The sequence below is a fragment of the Cytobacillus sp. EB106-05-05-XG126 genome, from assembly GCF_058791715.1.
In genome coordinates this window covers 231,510-248,434 of the sequence record NZ_JBYTDU010000005.1, presented here as the reverse complement: position 1 = coordinate 248,434, position 16,925 = coordinate 231,510, and the positions used below count along the sequence as shown (strand labels likewise).

Sequence of the window (16,925 nt, the reverse complement as noted above, 5' to 3'; positions counted from 1 at the left end):
GGATAACCATGTTTGATCCAACGGCCTTTGAAAATATGAAGGTTGTAATGGAAGGCGGATTCTATGACCGGGATCTGAGCGGAGAAATAAGAATAGTTGACCGGAATGATAATATAAACTCAGCGAAAATGAGCCGCAGGTATGATCTTACTTTCACAGATCTTGCTGAAGGCTTGGCGGAGATTCTCGGTACCTTTACTATGGAAGCGGGACTTGATAACCTTGCAGCAGAGCTATTGCCTCAAGTGAAATCAGAAATGCTGGCCGGATGCCGGATTTCTGTGATTTTTAAAATTAAGCATCAAATGGAACACAACAAATTTCAGGAAATTCGAGAAGTCCTGGAGCAAATTTGGGGCAGCGGACGGAATATCGAACAGACAGTAAAATACAGCCCTGAAAATAGGCAGGGTCTTGCCGAAACCGAAACCATCATTTCCTTTAACCGCCTTGTCCAGGAAGAACAGATAGATGACCTGCATGAAATGATCAATTATATGACTGCTTCTATGGATGCTTTGAGAAAAATTCAATTTTGACACAAAAACGCCTTGCTGGAGGAAGCAAGGCGTTTTTTTGTGCGGCTGTTTTCACAAGGTTTGTTGCTTTTTGTATCTTATTTACTGTGTTGATTGTAGCGGAAGGTGCGAGATCCTAGAAAATGCATGCGCATTTTCTTCGTGCGGTGTTCACTCAAGGAAGATTATTCAAAGTCCTGCGGGAGTAGCGGGACAGGTGAGACCCCGCAGACGCGCAGCGTTGAGGAGGCTCACCGCCCGCCCCGCTGTTCGCTGAGCATCCTGGAGCGGAAATCAACGGACAACATTGATAGGCGGAAACAACATCAAAAAGAGCCTTTTACAAAGTATTTTACGGAAAATTCAAAATTATATTTACAATCCATCCCTCTGATAATACGATTAAGAAGGAATGGAAAAACATTCCGAATACGATCAAAAGGAGGAGAGGCAAATGATTAAGGAAATCATTGCGAAAAAAGATTTGGAGAAGGGTAGACAAGACGTAACCTAGTCAGGAGGACAAAGGAATGATTCAAGGTACAGACAAATTAATCATTGCAGAGTATCATGAGGACTTTGCTGCAGGAATCGCAAAAATGTGGAACTTAAGCAGAGACAGCTGGGGCGGAGATACCAGTGTAATGACGGAAGAGCAAGTGAAAACGAAGGAAGCGAATAACGGCAATATTACTTTATACTTAGCCCTTGATGGGGAAGAAGTTGTAGGCTATTGCGGGCTATCGGAATATAAAGAGGATACGGGATCCCTGTATATCCCTCTTTTAAATGTAAGGCCGGATTACCATGGGCGGAAAATCGGAAAGATGCTGGTGCTAAAAGCGCTGCAAAAGACTATAGAATTGGGCTGGCCGCGCCTTGATTTATATACATGGCCAGGAAACGTGAAAGCTGTCCCGCTTTACAAAAAATGCGGCTTCTTCTGGGAAGACCGGGATGATACAACCCATTTAATGAATTTCATTCCCGCTGTTCACCAGACAGAGCTTTTAAAACCTGTCCTGGAGAAGCTTGATTGGTATGGCAGCAGCCTGAGAAATATCGATGTGAAGCCAGATGGAATCAAAAAAAATGGCTTTACATTTTACGAGTATAAATGGCAAAGCGGGGAAGTGTCTGCAAGAGTCAGATTTGAAAGAACTGGCAGAGGCATCAGTTTAATTGAAACAAATGATTATCTTCTAGAACTATGCATGGATAATCATGAAGTTATTGAAAATCAAGTTCAAACTTTTCAGCTCAACCTTGTAAATAAAACAGGAAATCCCGTTTCGTTTAAAGCCGAAGGGAATAATCAGGGAAGGGTCGAATCAATGTTCGAGCATGATTTGACAGCTGAGAGCGACGCTGTAATGACCGGAACATATATTGTGCATGAAGGGGAAGAGCCCAGTGTCTGGAAAACTCATCCTTCATTGGATGTAAAGGTTTGGGTAAATGGAGAGGAATGTGAACTGCGCCTTGGGCTTCTTCCAAAGCAGCCAGCCAAAATAACAGGCGCTTCTAAAGGAAATCTCAGTTTTTTAAATCAGGAAGCAGAATTGGAAATGGAAGTAGAAAACAACCTGGAGGATGAGGCAGTATTTCACCTTTCTTTCCCTGAAAGTGATCTGGTTGAATTAGAAAAGCGGGAGTATCGAATACAGCTCCACAAAAAAGAACGTAAGCTGCTAAAGGTGCCTTTTATAGTGAAAAAACATGGCTTTTATCAGCCCGAAATATCGATAACGGCATTAAAGAAGAACGGAGAAGAACTCTCTTTTATGTGCAGATCGGTGGGCATTCCCCTTAAAAGCTTCGGTCAGAAATTCGGAGGAGAGTCCAAGGATTACTGGCATATCTGCAATGGGATCTGCCAGGTGAATATCCGGAAATTAGATTATAAAATAACAGCAGGCAGGAATGAAAGTGTTAACCAGCCTTTTTCGTTTTTTGTTCCTAAGCTTGGCCAGCCTTATTCTACTGAATTTTCAAAGGCAAAGCCTTTGGCATCAGAGTGGTTCACAGATGATACGGCCATCACCTTCAAATTGGTTTTCAGGTCTGAAGCTTTTCCGGGAATTCTTGTAGCCTTGTATACCTCTCTTTATGGTGAGGGCTTTGTGAAAATTTGGTCTGAACTGACAAATGATGGGGATAAAAAATATGAAAACCTGTTTTTAAGCCAGCCGTTATATCATGAAATGCAGCATCCATATTTTCCGCTGGAGAATGAGGTGATAGAGTTTTCTGATGTAAGAGAATTAGGGTTCATGGAAATACCAGGTGAAAGCATAACTGAAAATTGGTTTTTCGCCAATCATAACGGAGAGCCGATTGGATTCTGCTGGCCTAAAAGTGCTAAATCCAATCCGGATGGGTGGCAATTTTATTATCAGCAGGAGACTGGCTGTCTTACACCCGGAGATCAGAAGGTACTGGCCCCTGGCTATTTATCCATTGGAGCTTTCAGGACATGGGAAGAAATGCAGCGATTTGCAGGCTTGACGGCTGAAGCTGGAAAAATAGTGAAAAATGAAAAAGCGCTAGTAATAAATAGCGGAAATCCAGTTGCAAAGGAGCAGGGAACAGCGGAGTTTACTTTTAAAACCTATCGTTCGAGTTATCTAAACGGCACTATAGATATTTATTTAAATGAAGATAAAAAACTATCCGCAAATTTCAGCCAGGAACAGGAACTTAAGGAATTTAAATCGAATTTCCCTATTGAAGGAATGAAACCCATTTCTCTTGTAAAAGCCGAGATTACACTTGACAGTGGTAGGACGAATGTAAAAGATCTTCTGCTGATGCCCCGTGGGGGAATTCGTATATTAACTGAAGAGCAGAACGGCAAGACTGTATATACAATGGATAACGGCATTATTAGCTTCAAAGCCGCACCGGATTTTTATCCAGGATTATTCTCTTTATCATATAAAGATAGGGAATGGCTGGATTCTTCATTTCCTGAACCGGTTGCCAAGGGATGGTGGAATCCGTGGGCTGGCGGCATGAAAACTGCTCCATCGCAAATGAGTGTGTTTTCGCTATTGAAGGAGAAATCTTCTGCTGAATTTCTCAATGTTAAAGATTCGTATGAAAATGAATGGTCTGTATTGGCCATTCATACGAAAGCAGTCCAGCACTCCACCTGGAAAGGTCTTGATTATACACAGTATTTCGCATTATTGCCGGGAGTGCCAATCCTTGCTCATTGGGTAAAAGTGATCAATGCAGGCGGGAAGTATCTGTTAAACGAAAAATGGATTACAGATATATTTTTATCCGGAGGCTCATTAAAGGATCTTACGCTTACACTAAGTGACAAAGGTGCTGAATCAGCCTACCAGGCAGGAGTCGAGGAACAATCATTTGTTAATATTGATGGATCCCGTATCAGCAGCTCCTTCTCTTCTGAAAAAATGTATGTAATGAAAAGCAAAGATACTGAATTCCTGGGGGCATATATGAATAAAGAAGCCTTCGAAGTTATTTCCGAAAGGAAGGCGTGCCCATTGGCCAAACCGGGATTTATCGCATTTGATGAAAGAAGCTTCGATGGCCGATTACTTAATAAACTGCATTATCTGGAATTCCGTTAAAGGAGAAATTATGAAAGTCATAGATGCACATATTCATTTTTCTGATATAAAATCATTTCATCATACTGCCGAGGAACTCTCATTTGTAGATTATTCATATGACGGGCACCAGAAGGAGTTCGAAAATGCCAATGTAGTTCTGAGCATCGCAATGGGACTTACAGAAACAGATAATATGGGCTTTCCTGATTATGAAACAAGAACACCGATGGGGATTGACCTGGAAGACAAGGTCCCGGCTAATATTGTTTACTGTGCCGGCATCAATCCATATGATCTCAATGAAGAGGCTTTAGAAAGGCTCGAAGAAGATCTGCAAAAGCCTGCTGTTGTGGGCATTAAGATTTACCTGGGGTATTATCCTTACTACGCCTATGATGAAGTATACGAACCTGTGTATGCACTCGCTGAAAAATATGGAGTTCCTGTTGTATTTCATACAGGGGATACTTATTCCGAAAGGGGATTGCTTAAGTATTCTCATCCCCTGGCTATTGACGAGGTTGCAGTTAAACACCGGAATATCAATTTCATGATAGCTCATTTTGGAGATCCGTGGACGCTGACCGGAGCTGAAATCATATATAAAAATCCGAATGTCTATGCCGATCTTTCAGGCCTTATTGTTGGAACAGAAAAAGAATTGAAGAAATACAGTGAAGGAAGATTTTTGGATCATCTTAGGCATGCTTTAGTGTTTGCAGATTCTTACGATAAATTGCTTTTTGGAACCGATTGGCCGCTTGCGCCTGTGGGCCCTTATATCGAATTTATAAAAGAGCTCATACCTGGAGAGCATCATGAGGATGTTTTCTATAATACCGCTATAAAGGTTTTTCCTAAAATCAAGCCTTTTCTGCCATAGAACCAGGGGCTGGGAGAGAAATCTTTCAATTCCAGCCCTTCAAATAGTCTTATTTACATACATATACGTATAAATATCTTAAAAGGGGGCGTCTTTAGTGGTTAAAATTGCATGGGTAACAGACAGCACGGCTTTTTTTAATAATGAGTTAAGGAACCACCCTGACCTGTACCAGATTCCAATGACTATCATTATGGATGGCAGTGAGTATACAGATGGTGTTGATTTATCACCTGAAGAACTTTATGCGAGATTAAAAACCCTGGATACCCCGGCTAAAACTTCCCAGCCATCCATTGGCGCTTTCAGGGATTTATACGAAAATCTGCAGAAGGATTATGACTGTATCATCGCTGTACTTGTATCGGCAAAGCTCAGCGGGACTGTTTCTTCGAGTGAACAGGCTGCCCAGCTGGTTGATATTCCGGTATACAGCCTGGACTCCAAGATATTATCATATCCTTTAACAAGATTAATCCTTAAAGGGATGGAATTGGCAGAGGCCGGATTGGATAGTAAAGACATTATCAGCGAGCTTAAGACGCTTCGCGATACGGGCGAAACATATGTCCTCATCGGCAGTCTTGAACAGCTTCATCGAAGCGGCAGGATGTCCGGAGTACAATTTTTCCTGGGAAGCATGCTTAATGTAAAGCCGATTATCTCAGTACATGATGGAGAATTAAGTGTCAGGGAGAAGGCCAGGAGCGAGAGAAAGGCAAAAGATAAGATTGTGAAGCTTCTGAGGAACGCTCACGAGAGAAACCCGCTGAAGGAAGTATTCATCCTGTACGGTTTGCATCCGGAAGAAGCCGAGCTATGGAAGAAGGAACTTCAGGAAGAATTTACGGGCATTGAATTTGGGTGCTATTCCTTAGGAGCCACCATTGGCGTCCACGCAGGAGAACATACACTCGGCATCAGCTGGCTGAATGGCCTGGAATAAATTATTATAAGCTCAGGTGCAGGAAATCAATTACTGGTTTTTTGCACTTTTTTTGTCTTCAAATATCAATATAGCTTGACCTTGCCATCGTTTCTTTTTAGGACTAATGTTAAAATGGACAGTGGAGTTTGAAAGCGGGTGAAATAATGAAAGAAAATATAATACATATAACAGAAAAATTTGTCCGGGATACACTCGGGGATGATTCAACCGGGCATGACTGGCATCATATTGAGCGGGTGCGAAAAAATGCCCTTTACATAGCGAAAAGGGAACAAAAAGGAGATCCTTTTTTCATTGAAATGGCAGCCTTGCTTCATGATATACCTGATGCGAAGCTGAACACTTCCAGAGAAGCAGGGGACAGGAAACTGTCTGACTTTCTGCAGGAACTTGAAATCACAGAGGAAGCATTCAGCAGTATTAAGGCAATCATTGATTCAGTTTCCTTTAATGGCGGCCATAACACCAGGATTTTAAGTGAAGAAGCCAAAATAGTCCAGGATGCGGACAGATTGGATGCGATCGGCGCCGTGGGAATTGCGAGAGCATTTGCATACGGAGGCAAAAAAGGACAGCTGATTTATGATCCTGCCCTTAATATCAGAAGAGAAATGACTGAAGATGAATACCGGAATGGCAGGTCGTCATCCATCAATCATTTTTACGAAAAGCTTTTGAAGCTGAAAGATCTGCTGAATACTGACACTGCTATGAAAATGGCAGAAGAGCGGCATGAGCTTATGGAACAGTTTCTGCATCAATTTTTTAAAGAATGGAATGGTCAAGCATGAAGATGATTTCTGTGGAAAATGTGACAAAAACCTATGGTGAGAAAGAACTTTTTAACAATATATCATTTACAATAGCCGAAAAAGAAAGGGCAGGACTGATCGGTGTAAACGGTACAGGAAAATCCTCCCTGCTGAAGGTGATCGCGGGGGTAGACCTGCCGGACTCAGGAGAAATAGTCAAACCGAGAGATTATACCATTTCATATTCAGCACAGCAGCCTGACCTGAATTATGATTTAACCGTTCTCGAGCAGGTATTTGCAGGAGATGCGCCAATACTTGTCCTGCAGAGAGAATATGAACAAGCGCTGCTGGAGCTTAGCCGGAACCCTGAAGATCCAGCTATCCAGGATAGCCTTTTCGAACTTCAAAAAAGAATGGATACACTTAATGCATGGGAGGTAAATACCGATGCCAAAACGATTCTCACTAAACTGGGCATTGAGGATTTCAGCAGAAAAATTGGCGAGCTTTCAGGCGGACAGAAAAAGCGGGTTGCGCTCGCCCAAGCTTTGATCCAGTCACCAGACTTGCTGATTCTTGACGAGCCGACAAATCATCTTGATTTTGAATCGGTTAAATGGCTGGAAGAATATCTGGGCAGATATAGGGGCGCACTGCTTCTTGTGACACATGACCGTTATTTCCTTGACCGGGTTACAAACAAAATGTTTGAGCTTGAGGGCGGAAATCTTTACAGCTATAAAGGGAATTATGCTGCATTCCTTGAAGCCAAAGCAATAAGAGAGGAAAATGAAGCAGCCACTATAGAAAAGCAGAAAAATTTGTTCAGAAGAGAACTCGAATGGATCAGAAGAGGTGCAAAAGCCCGTACCACCAAGCAAAAAGCCAGGATCCAGCGGTTCGAAACTCTTGACAGCCAGCTTGCTTCAGTTAAATCCTCCGAAAAATTGGACATGTCCCTAAGCGGCAGCCGCCTCGGAAAACAGGTATTTGAACTTGAAGCTGCATCAAAAAAATATGGCTCCCAGACAATTCTGGATCATTTTGATCTTCTCGTAAAACCAGGGGACAGAATAGGGATTATTGGAAGAAATGGGACAGGGAAATCAACTCTCCTTAACATACTGGCAGGCAGGATTCCTCTTGACTCAGGTGAGCGCATTATTGGGCAGACAGTAAAAATTGCTTACTATACACAGGAAAGCGAAGATATGGATGAAAGTAAACGTATGATAGAATATCTCAAAGAAACAGCTGAAGTAGTTGAAACTTCAGATGGAAAAACCATTTCTGCGGCTCAAATGCTGGAGCGTTTCCTTTTTCCGCCATATACTCATGGCACTCCAATCCGCAAGCTTTCCGGCGGGGAAAAACGGAGGCTTTATCTACTGAAGATCTTAATGTCAGAGCCTAATGTTCTTCTTCTTGACGAGCCGACTAATAACCTTGATACCCAAACCCTGACGGTTCTCGAGGATTACCTGGATGATTTTCCCGGCGTAGTCATTACTGTTTCGCATGACCGCTATTTCCTGGATAAAGTGGCTGAGCAGCTGCTTGTGTTAAAAGGAGAGGGCAAAATCGAATCCTACTATGGAAATTACAGTGAATTTCTTGAAAGTGAAAATGCCAAACCGGTTCAGGAAATGGACCATGCCCCTAAAAAAACGAGGGAAACAAAACCGAAAAAGAAGAGAATGAGCTACAAAGAGAAGAAAGAATGGGAAGAAATAGAGGGAAAGATTGAGGCTGCTGAAGCCCGTCTTGAAGCGATTTCCTCAGAAATGGCCAGCATCGGAAGTGACTTTGAAAAGGGCCAGGCCTTAGTAGAAGAAGAAACAAAGCTGAATGAAGAGCTTGAATACTTGATTGAGAGATGGAGCTATCTATCAGAAGCAGCAGAAGATGAATAATGTCATGCCCGGGGGAATCTCCGGGTTATTTTTTATAGTTAAATCAGCTAAAATGCCTCGAAATTCTCCTTATGTTAAAATAAAATCAGTTACCAGCGTGAATATATAAAAAAGGGTGATACTTTTGAAAATAAAAGCAATCGAACCAACACCAAGTCCGAATACAATGAAGGTTATTCTTGATGAAGAGCTTCCAATGGGGAAAGCCAATAATTATAAAAAAGATAAAAAAGAAGGAGCTCCAAGGATCATCCTTGATATTCTTGAGATCGAAGGCATAAAAGGGGTTTACCATGTTGCTGATTTCCTGGCAGTAGAAAGAAATGCCAAATATGACTGGAAAGAGCTGCTTCCTCAAGTTCGATCTGCATTTGGCGAGGACGTGGAAAATGACGGTAGTGAAGAAAACGGCATGGATGAACATTTTGGTGAGGTGCAGGTATTAGTCCAAATGTACAAAGGAATTCCGATGCAGGTGAAGCTGACTGACGGCACAGAAGAAAAGCGCTTCGGACTTCCTGAAAACTTTATTAAAGCAGTTACAAAAGCGCAGGATCCTGCTGATAATGTTGTCATGGTCCGCAAGTGGAAGGAATTCGGGGTCCGCTACGGGGACTTTGACCAAGTTGGCCATGATATTGTTGAGGAACTAATGGCTGCCTATCCGGAGGGACGGCTCCAGACCCTAGTGAAAACAGCTAAAAGCCCGGATAACACAGAGGATAAACATGTGCGGTCTCTCCTTAAACTTTCATTAGAAGATTTGGATTCTCTTGATTGGCGGGAGCGCTATCAAAAACTCGAGCAGATGGATAATCCAGAACTGGGGGATCTGCCTGTTCTTGAAAAAGCTCTCAATGATGAAAAGGCTTCAATTAGAAGACTTGCGACAGTTTATCTTGGAATGATTGAAGATAAAAAGGTCCTGCCGCTTATGTACAGAGCATTGAAGGATAAAACGGTCACTGTAAGGCGTACAGCCGGAGACTGTTTATCAGACTTAGGGTTTGCAGAAGCAATGGATGCCATGAAGGAAGCCCTGCAGGATGATAGTAAGCTTGTACGCTGGCGTGCGGCCATGTTCCTTTACGAAGTGGGTGATGAAAGTGCGCTGCCTGCTCTAAAAGCAGCAGAAGACGACCCTGAATTCGAAGTCAGTCTGCAGATTAAACTGGCAATTGAGAGAATTGAGCATGGAGAAGAAGCAAAGGGTTCAGTATGGAAACAAATGACTGAATCCCGGAATAAAGGTGAGAAATAATTTTAAAAAAACCGCTCAGATTTTAGGATCTGCAGCGGTTTTTTTATTGGAATTGATTAATTTAAAACTTACACGCATTACAGTTTCATTCATTTAAAGCGAAAAATTAAATTAAATTTGCAATAATTATTGAAATTATCCGAAAAAGGGTCTATATTGAAAAGAAATATTTGGGGGGCAGGAGGTTAGTTAATTTATTTCCATAGAATAAGAGATTATGAATCTAGGGTAAAACGGGAGGTACATACTATGACTGGCTCACAGATGAGAAGTGATATGATCAAAAAAGGGACAGACAGGGCTCCGCACCGCAGCCTGCTGCGTGCTGCCGGAGTAAAGGAAGAAGATTTCGGAAAACCATTTATTGCTGTGTGCAATTCCTACATTGATATCGTTCCTGGCCATGTGCATTTGCAGGAATTTGGTAAAATTGTTAAAGAGGCAATCCGTGAAGCAGGCGGTGTTCCATTTGAATTTAATACCATTGGAGTGGATGATGGCATTGCCATGGGCCATATCGGCATGCGCTATTCTCTGCCAAGCCGTGAGATCATTGCAGATTCACTTGAAACAGTGGTTTCTGCCCACTGGTTTGACGGAATGGTCTGTATCCCGAACTGCGATAAAATCACACCCGGAATGATGATGGGGGCATTGAGGGTTAATATTCCAACCCTTTTTGTCAGCGGAGGCCCGATGAAAGCCGGCGTAGATTCAAGCGGAAAGCCATTATCCTTAAGTTCGGTATTTGAGGGTGTAGGTGCCTTCGAATCCGGCCAGATAGATGAACAAAAGCTCCTGGAAATCGAGCAGGTAGCATGTCCGACCTGCGGTTCCTGTTCAGGGATGTTCACTGCGAATTCCATGAACTGCCTTGCAGAAGGACTGGGTCTTGCACTTCCTGGCAATGGAACGATTTTGGCCGTATCAGAAGAAAGAAAGGAATTTGTTAAACGTTCAGCCAAACAGCTGATGGAATTAATCAAGCAAGACATCAAGCCGCGTGATATTGTTACTATTGATGCCATTGACAATGCATTTGCCCTTGATATGGCAATGGGCGGTTCCACCAATACAGTTCTTCACACATTAGCGCTTGCTCACGAAGCTGAAATTGAATATCCGATTGAACGAATCAATGAGATCGCCAATCGGGTTCCGCATTTAGCCAAGATCGCTCCTGCATCAGATTATCATATTGAAGATGTTCATAATGCGGGTGGGGTGAGTGCAATCATCAATGAATTGCTTAAAAAGCCGGACGCCTTGAATGGTGACTGTCTGACAGTTACCGGAAAGCCGCTAAGGGAGAATGTAGCAGGCAGTGAGATTCTGGATAAAAATGTAATCCGGACACTGGAGAATCCGCACTCTGAACGAGGAGGACTGGCAGTTTTATTTGGGAATTTAGCTCCTGAGGGATCAATTATAAAAGTGGGTGCAGTAGATGAGTCAGTAGGCGGATACCATAGAGGGCCAGCCATCTGCTTTGATTCGCAGGAAGATGCACTATCCGGAATCATTACTGGCAAGGTGCAGGAAGGCCATGTTGTTGTCATTCGTTATGAGGGCCCTAAAGGCGGCCCTGGAATGCCGGAGATGCTTGCACCGACTTCACAGATTGTCGGCCGTGGTTTAGGTGCAAAAGTCGGCCTGATTACAGATGGCCGTTTCTCGGGTGCTTCACGCGGCATCAGCATTGGGCACATCTCACCGGAGGCTGCTGAAGGCGGACCTATTGCATTTGTGGAAAATGGAGACATAATTGAATTGGATCTGAATAACCGTACAATCAATCTGGAAATTTCAGATGAAGAATTCGAAAAGCGGAAAGCCAATTGGAAGGGCTTCGAGCCAAAGGTTAAAAAAGGGTACCTTGCCCGTTATTCGAAGCTTGTCACGAATGCCAGCACAGGCGGCGTTATGAAAATTTAAATATATTTAGGATGCCGGTCTTTTAGGACCGGCTTTCTTGCTGAAATGATTTGAATTAGAAACCTTATGACAAAAAATAAAACCCGGCATAGAAAAATTGCATAAAGATCGTGTGATATAGTATGCTTACTTTACAAAATGAACGATAAGGAGGAAATAAATTTTATGTCAATGGCATATGAAGAATATATGAAACAAATGGTGAAGCCGATGCGTGAGGAGCTTGTACAGGCAGGCTTTAAAGAGCTTGCGGCTTCAGAAGATGTAGAGCAATTCATGGAGAACCTTGAAGGCACAGCTCTTGTTGTTGTGAATTCAGTTTGCGGCTGTGCAGCAGGTCTTGCCCGCCCTGCAGCAACACAGGCTGTTCTAAGAAGTGAAAAGAAACCGGATCATCTAGTGACGGTTTTTGCAGGACAGGACAAAGAAGCAACAGCAAAAATGCGCGAGTACTTTGATGGATATGAGCCTTCATCACCTTCTATGGCTCTTTTAAGGGGAAAGGAAGTTGTGCACTTCATTCACCGCCATGATATTGAAGACCATTCCATGGAAGCAATCATGGAGAACCTGCTTGCAGCATTTGAGGCGAACTGCTGAGAACATAATGCTTAAACAAAAAAGGGTGTCTGCAGGCACCCTTTTTTAATAGCAATTTTAGGAATCAGGTGAACATATATGCTAATTACGACATCCGGACGCACCAATGAAGCAATGAAAGAAAAAGCAAAAAACATTGCAGAACAATTGGGAGCAGAGTACATCGAAAGGAATAAAAGGTCTGTTAAAGCGATTCAACAACAAGCTCCTGAAGACTGCATAGTAGTCGGAAAAGACCGGCTCGAACTTTATCAGATTGGTGAAAACCAGCCGTTCTTCTTTCATCCGAGTTCTGCAATGTTCAGAGTGAAGCGCCTCTTAAAAGGTGAGAGTGATCCTTTTCTTGAGGCTGCGGGTCTTAAAGAAGGAAGCAGTATACTCGATTGTACTCTTGGTCTGGCATCTGACAGCATAACAGCCAGTTTTGCTGCGGGCAATAAAGGTAAAGTTACGGGACTCGAAGGAAATAAATACCTTTCCTTTCTCGTTGCGAACGGGCTAAGGCAGTGGGACTCCGGGCTTGAAAGTATGAATCAGGCCATGGGAAGAATAAATGTTGAAGCAACAATGGCCCTTCCATATTTAAAAAAACTGCCTTCGGACAGTTACGATATTGTCTATTTTGATCCAATGTTTGAAGAAGAAATCTTTGAGTCAGAAGGGATTAAAGCTTTAAGGAACTTTGCCGTTTATGAAGATCTGTCAGAGGAAGTTATATTTCATGCAAAAAGAGCTGCGAGGCAAAGGGTAATCCTGAAAGACCACTTTAGAAGTTCCAGGTTTGCTCAATATGGTTTCAAAGTAATTGAAAGAAAGTCATCTAAATTTCATTTTGGCATAATTGAAAAATAAGAAAAGGTGCCAGTTAACAGGCACCTGCTTATTTAATCTGCAATAGCCAGATAAACAAAGTAAGCCATAAGTAAAAGACTTGCAATGACAAAGAATACAGACCAATCCATGATCATTTCCCCCTTATTCATTCTTCTGGACTTGAAGAACATGATTTGTTTTATTATTCCCCGCTTTGCTCCTAATTAATCCGCCAAATAAGTTATTACTATATTTCTATTGTTCTTTTTGCCGATGCATGAAATCAATTTTAATTTGGTTCGAAAAGAAGTATAATAGAAAAATAGAAACGAGATACATAGCGAGGAAGGTTACGATGGAATTTCCTATTTCAAAAAGAATGGCTTCTTTTACAGAGAGCGTGTTTACGGAATTGGCCCATATTAAGAATTCGAAACTTTCAGACGGGCTTTCGGTGATTGATTTGAGCATTGGCAGTCCTGATATGCCCCCTCCCGCTTTTGTTATGGAGGAATTGGCAAGAGGTGCCCGTGATCCTGAACTATACGGGTACTCGTTAACAGGTACAAATGAATTTCATACCGCAGTCAGCGGCTATTATAAACGAAACTTCGAAGTGGATCTCGATCCTGCTTCAGAGGTGCTGCTTTTAATGGGATCCCAGGATGGGCTGATACATTTGCCGATGGTTCTATGTGATCCGGGAGATTATATCCTTGTTCCTGACCCCGGATACACTGCCTATGCTGCAGGTGCTGCAATGGCTGGTGCACAAATGTACGGAATGCCTTTAAAGAAGGAGAACTGCTTTCTCCCTGATTTTAATGAGATCCCTGAAGATATTCTTGCAAACACGAAATTAATGATATTGAACTTCCCTGGCAACCCTGTTCCGGCAATGGCCACAGAGGAACTTTTTCTTCAAGCAATCCGGCTTGCAAAGAAATACGGTTTTGCTGTACTGCATGATTTTGCTTATTCGGAACTTTATTATGAAAATAAGCCTTTAAGTTTTTTGTCTGTTGAAGGGGCCGCTGATGTGGGGATTGAAATGAACTCACTATCAAAAAGCTTTAATATGGCTGGCTGCAGGGTGGCATATGCCGCAGGTAATCAGCAGATTATTGCACTGCTGGCCAACTTCAAATCCAATTTGGATTATGGGGTATTCCTGCCGGTACAGGCAGCTGCGGTGAAAGCATTGAATGATCAGTCCGGTTTTTTGCAGGACTTGAGAGAGACATATAGAAAAAGAAGAGATGTATTAATAAAAGATCTTGAAACTATCGGCTGGGATATCAGCAGGCCTGAGGGGTCAATGTTCTTGTGGGCCGAGGTCCCATCCGGGTACAGCTGCTCCAAGGATTTTGCGATTGACTTAATTAACCGGGCCGGTGTAGTCGTAACGCCTGGAAGTGCATTTGGCAGGTGGGGTGAGGGATACGTTCGGATTGCTCTTGTTCAGCACGAAGATGTTTTAAGGCAAGCTGCCCTTAATATTGAAGGCAGCGGCATATTTAAAAAAATCCTTGCTTAGGGGAAAGGAAGGGCGAATAACATGCCGAATTGGCTGAGGAAATCCTTTGTTGTACTTGTTACCATTTTAACGTTTGGCCTCGTCACACCTTCTCAGGCATTTCTTTATGAAAATACGAACCAGCTAAAAGCCTCCAGAGCTTCAGATGTTGAAAACTCAGAGAAGGGCGCAGAACTTGCTGAAGAGGAAAATAGTAATTTCGATAAAGAGAACTTTATCAGGCAAATGCTTGTAGAGGCTGAGACACAATCGTATGAGAAATTTGGTGCAAAGATAGGCCCAGTTATTGAAGATGAGTTTAACGAGGTCATTCTTCCGGAAATTGAGAAAGCCATCCAGGAGGTGGCAGTGCAATTTCCCGAGGAAAGCCTTGCACAGTTAAAAGTTACAGAAACTCCGGGGGGCGGATTATCGGAAAAAATCTTCCATATCACCAATAGCATGACGGATGAGGATGTGATTCGGTTCCATGTGCGAAGGGACCACCCTCCTCAACAGGGGTACTGGTTTAATTTTCATTATCACACACACCATGATCAATTTCAGGCTCACCATGAACTCGGTTCAATCTATTGGAATAAAAACACCCCGCCTAAATGGATGAGTTAGAGTTTTAAGATTGAAATTAATTTTGGAATGTGAAAAAATATTTATACGGATTATGAAACTTTTCATGATTTATACCGTAAATACATTTATTCTACATAATGGAGGTTTGAGTTGAAATGGCAGTAAGCTTATCAAAAGGACAAAAAGTGGACTTAACAAAGACAAATCCAGGAATGAGTAAGGTAGTAGTAGGACTTGGATGGGATACGAACAAATATGATGGCGGAAATGACTTTGATTTGGATTCTTCCGTATTTCTGCTTGGAGATACTGGAAAAGTAACTTCTGAAAGTGACTTTGTTTTCTACAACAATACATCAGGCGCTAATGGTTCAGTTGTACATACTGGGGATAACCGGACAGGTGAAGGGGATGGCGATGATGAGCAGGTGAAAATTGACCTGGCTAATGTGCCGGCAAACATTCAGCGCATTACATTCACAATTACCATTCATGACGGGGAAGCCCGCAATCAGAACTTTGGACAGGTATCCAATGCTTATGCAAGAATTCTGAATGAAGATACAGGCGAAGAATTGATCCGCTATGACCTGGGTGAAGACTTCTCAATTGAAACTGCTCTTGTAGTTGGGGAATTGTACAGACATAACGGAGAGTGGAAATTCAGTGCAATCGGAAGCGGATATCAGGGCGGACTGGCTGCACTGGCAAAAGATTTTGGTTTACAGGTTGGATAAATAAGAGGTATATTTGCTTAATAAGGCTCGGCAATGCCGGGTCTTTTATACGGACAAATACTTGGGGGGAATAATACAAGAATGGAAGTTTTAGAGGCAATTCTGAATACTTATGCCAAGTTTTTTCACTGGGACATGTGGGTGGAGGCTTTATCAAAACCAGAAAGCTGGGCACTGATAGGTACACTTGTAATTTTAGAAGGCTTATTATCTGCTGATAATGCATTAGTACTTGCTGTAATGGTAAAACATTTACCGGAAAAACAGCGCAAGAAAGCACTTTTTTACGGTCTCTTAGGTGCTTATTTCTTCAGGTTCCTTGCAATTGGAATCGGGGTATACTTAATAGAATTCTGGTATATTAAGGCATTGGGTGCAGCATATTTAGCATGGCTTGCAATAAAGTATTTTATTGATAAACGGAAAGCAGAGCAAGACGGTGATGAAGAGGCCATTGAAGGGATTAATCAGCGAGGTTTATTAATTCGTCTTTTTGGCACTTTCTGGGGAACCGTCATTGCGGTGGAATTGATGGATATTGCCTTCTCCATAGATAGTATATTAGCTGCGCTTGGAGTAAGTGAAGAAATCTGGGTGCTGTTAATTGGAGGCATGCTTGGTATTATAATGATGCGTGGCGTAGCAGGAGTATTCCTAAAGCTAATTGACAGGGTGCCGGAGCTGGAAACAAGCTCATATATTCTGATCCTGCTTATTGCTGCTAAGATGCTTGCAAGTGCGGCAGGTATTCATATTGACCATATTTACTTCTTTATTGTGTTGGTAATCGTGTTTGCACTTACTTTTGTAGTTCATGCAAGGAATGCAAAAAAGGAAGCTGTAGATCAGGGATCGAACTAAATATGT

14 protein-coding genes are annotated in these 16,925 nt (G+C 42.4%); all 14 read left to right on the top strand.

The window, feature by feature from the left end:
* Positions 1-8 precede the first annotated feature (8 nt).
* Entirely contained in the window at positions 9-539 is a 531-nt protein-coding gene (locus AC3WTL_RS17185) for a hypothetical protein (protein ID WP_248348591.1), read from the top strand.
* A 509-nt stretch (positions 540-1,048) separates the two neighbouring features.
* Positions 1,049-4,123: a GNAT family N-acetyltransferase gene (locus AC3WTL_RS17180; protein ID WP_252219227.1), complete on the top strand. Its 3,075-nt coding sequence runs from the start codon at positions 1,049-1,051 to the stop codon at positions 4,121-4,123.
* Between the two features lie 10 nt (positions 4,124-4,133).
* A complete protein-coding gene (locus tag AC3WTL_RS17175) occupies positions 4,134-4,988 on the top strand; it encodes an amidohydrolase family protein (RefSeq protein ID WP_248348593.1) in 855 nt (284 codons plus the stop codon).
* Between the two features lie 97 nt (positions 4,989-5,085).
* Positions 5,086-5,934, top strand: a complete 849-nt coding sequence (locus AC3WTL_RS17170) for a DegV family protein (RefSeq protein WP_248348594.1) — start codon at positions 5,086-5,088, stop codon at positions 5,932-5,934.
* Between the two features lie 146 nt (positions 5,935-6,080).
* The gene (locus AC3WTL_RS17165) at positions 6,081-6,728 is read left to right on the top strand and encodes an HD domain-containing protein (protein WP_197213823.1); all 648 of its coding nucleotides are present in this window, start codon (positions 6,081-6,083) and stop codon (positions 6,726-6,728) included.
* Complete coding sequence (locus AC3WTL_RS17160; protein ID WP_222497974.1) at positions 6,725-8,605, top strand: ABC-F family ATP-binding cassette domain-containing protein; 1,881 nt, start codon at positions 6,725-6,727, stop codon at positions 8,603-8,605. Before AC3WTL_RS17165 ends, AC3WTL_RS17160 begins: the two co-directional genes overlap by 4 nt.
* Positions 8,606-8,729: 124 nt before the next feature.
* The gene (locus tag AC3WTL_RS17155) at positions 8,730-9,866 is read left to right on the top strand and encodes a conserved virulence factor C family protein (RefSeq protein ID WP_492369777.1); all 1,137 of its coding nucleotides are present in this window, start codon (positions 8,730-8,732) and stop codon (positions 9,864-9,866) included.
* Between the two features lie 264 nt (positions 9,867-10,130).
* Positions 10,131-11,801: a dihydroxy-acid dehydratase gene (gene ilvD / locus AC3WTL_RS17150; RefSeq protein WP_035331579.1), complete on the top strand. Its 1,671-nt coding sequence runs from the start codon at positions 10,131-10,133 to the stop codon at positions 11,799-11,801.
* Between the two features lie 165 nt (positions 11,802-11,966).
* Positions 11,967-12,401, top strand: coding sequence for a BrxA/BrxB family bacilliredoxin (locus AC3WTL_RS17145; RefSeq protein WP_163141945.1), 435 nt, complete (start codon positions 11,967-11,969; stop codon positions 12,399-12,401).
* Between the two features lie 78 nt (positions 12,402-12,479).
* Complete coding sequence (locus tag AC3WTL_RS17140) at positions 12,480-13,253, top strand: class I SAM-dependent methyltransferase (RefSeq protein WP_252219224.1); 774 nt, start codon at positions 12,480-12,482, stop codon at positions 13,251-13,253.
* Between the two features lie 316 nt (positions 13,254-13,569).
* A complete protein-coding gene (locus tag AC3WTL_RS17135) occupies positions 13,570-14,751 on the top strand; it encodes an LL-diaminopimelate aminotransferase (protein WP_248348597.1) in 1,182 nt (393 codons plus the stop codon).
* Between the two features lie 21 nt (positions 14,752-14,772).
* Positions 14,773-15,360 carry a YpjP family protein gene (locus AC3WTL_RS17130; protein ID WP_197208530.1) on the top strand — a complete coding sequence of 196 codons (588 nt, stop codon included), beginning with the start codon at positions 14,773-14,775 and terminating at the stop codon, positions 15,358-15,360.
* Positions 15,361-15,476: 116 nt separating this feature from the next.
* The gene (locus AC3WTL_RS17125) at positions 15,477-16,058 is read left to right on the top strand and encodes a TerD family protein (RefSeq protein ID WP_197247706.1); all 582 of its coding nucleotides are present in this window, start codon (positions 15,477-15,479) and stop codon (positions 16,056-16,058) included.
* An 81-nt stretch (positions 16,059-16,139) separates the two neighbouring features.
* Positions 16,140-16,919 carry a TerC family protein gene (locus AC3WTL_RS17120; RefSeq protein ID WP_252219222.1) on the top strand — a complete coding sequence of 260 codons (780 nt, stop codon included), beginning with the start codon at positions 16,140-16,142 and terminating at the stop codon, positions 16,917-16,919.
* The last annotated feature ends 6 nt before the right edge of the window (positions 16,920-16,925 follow it).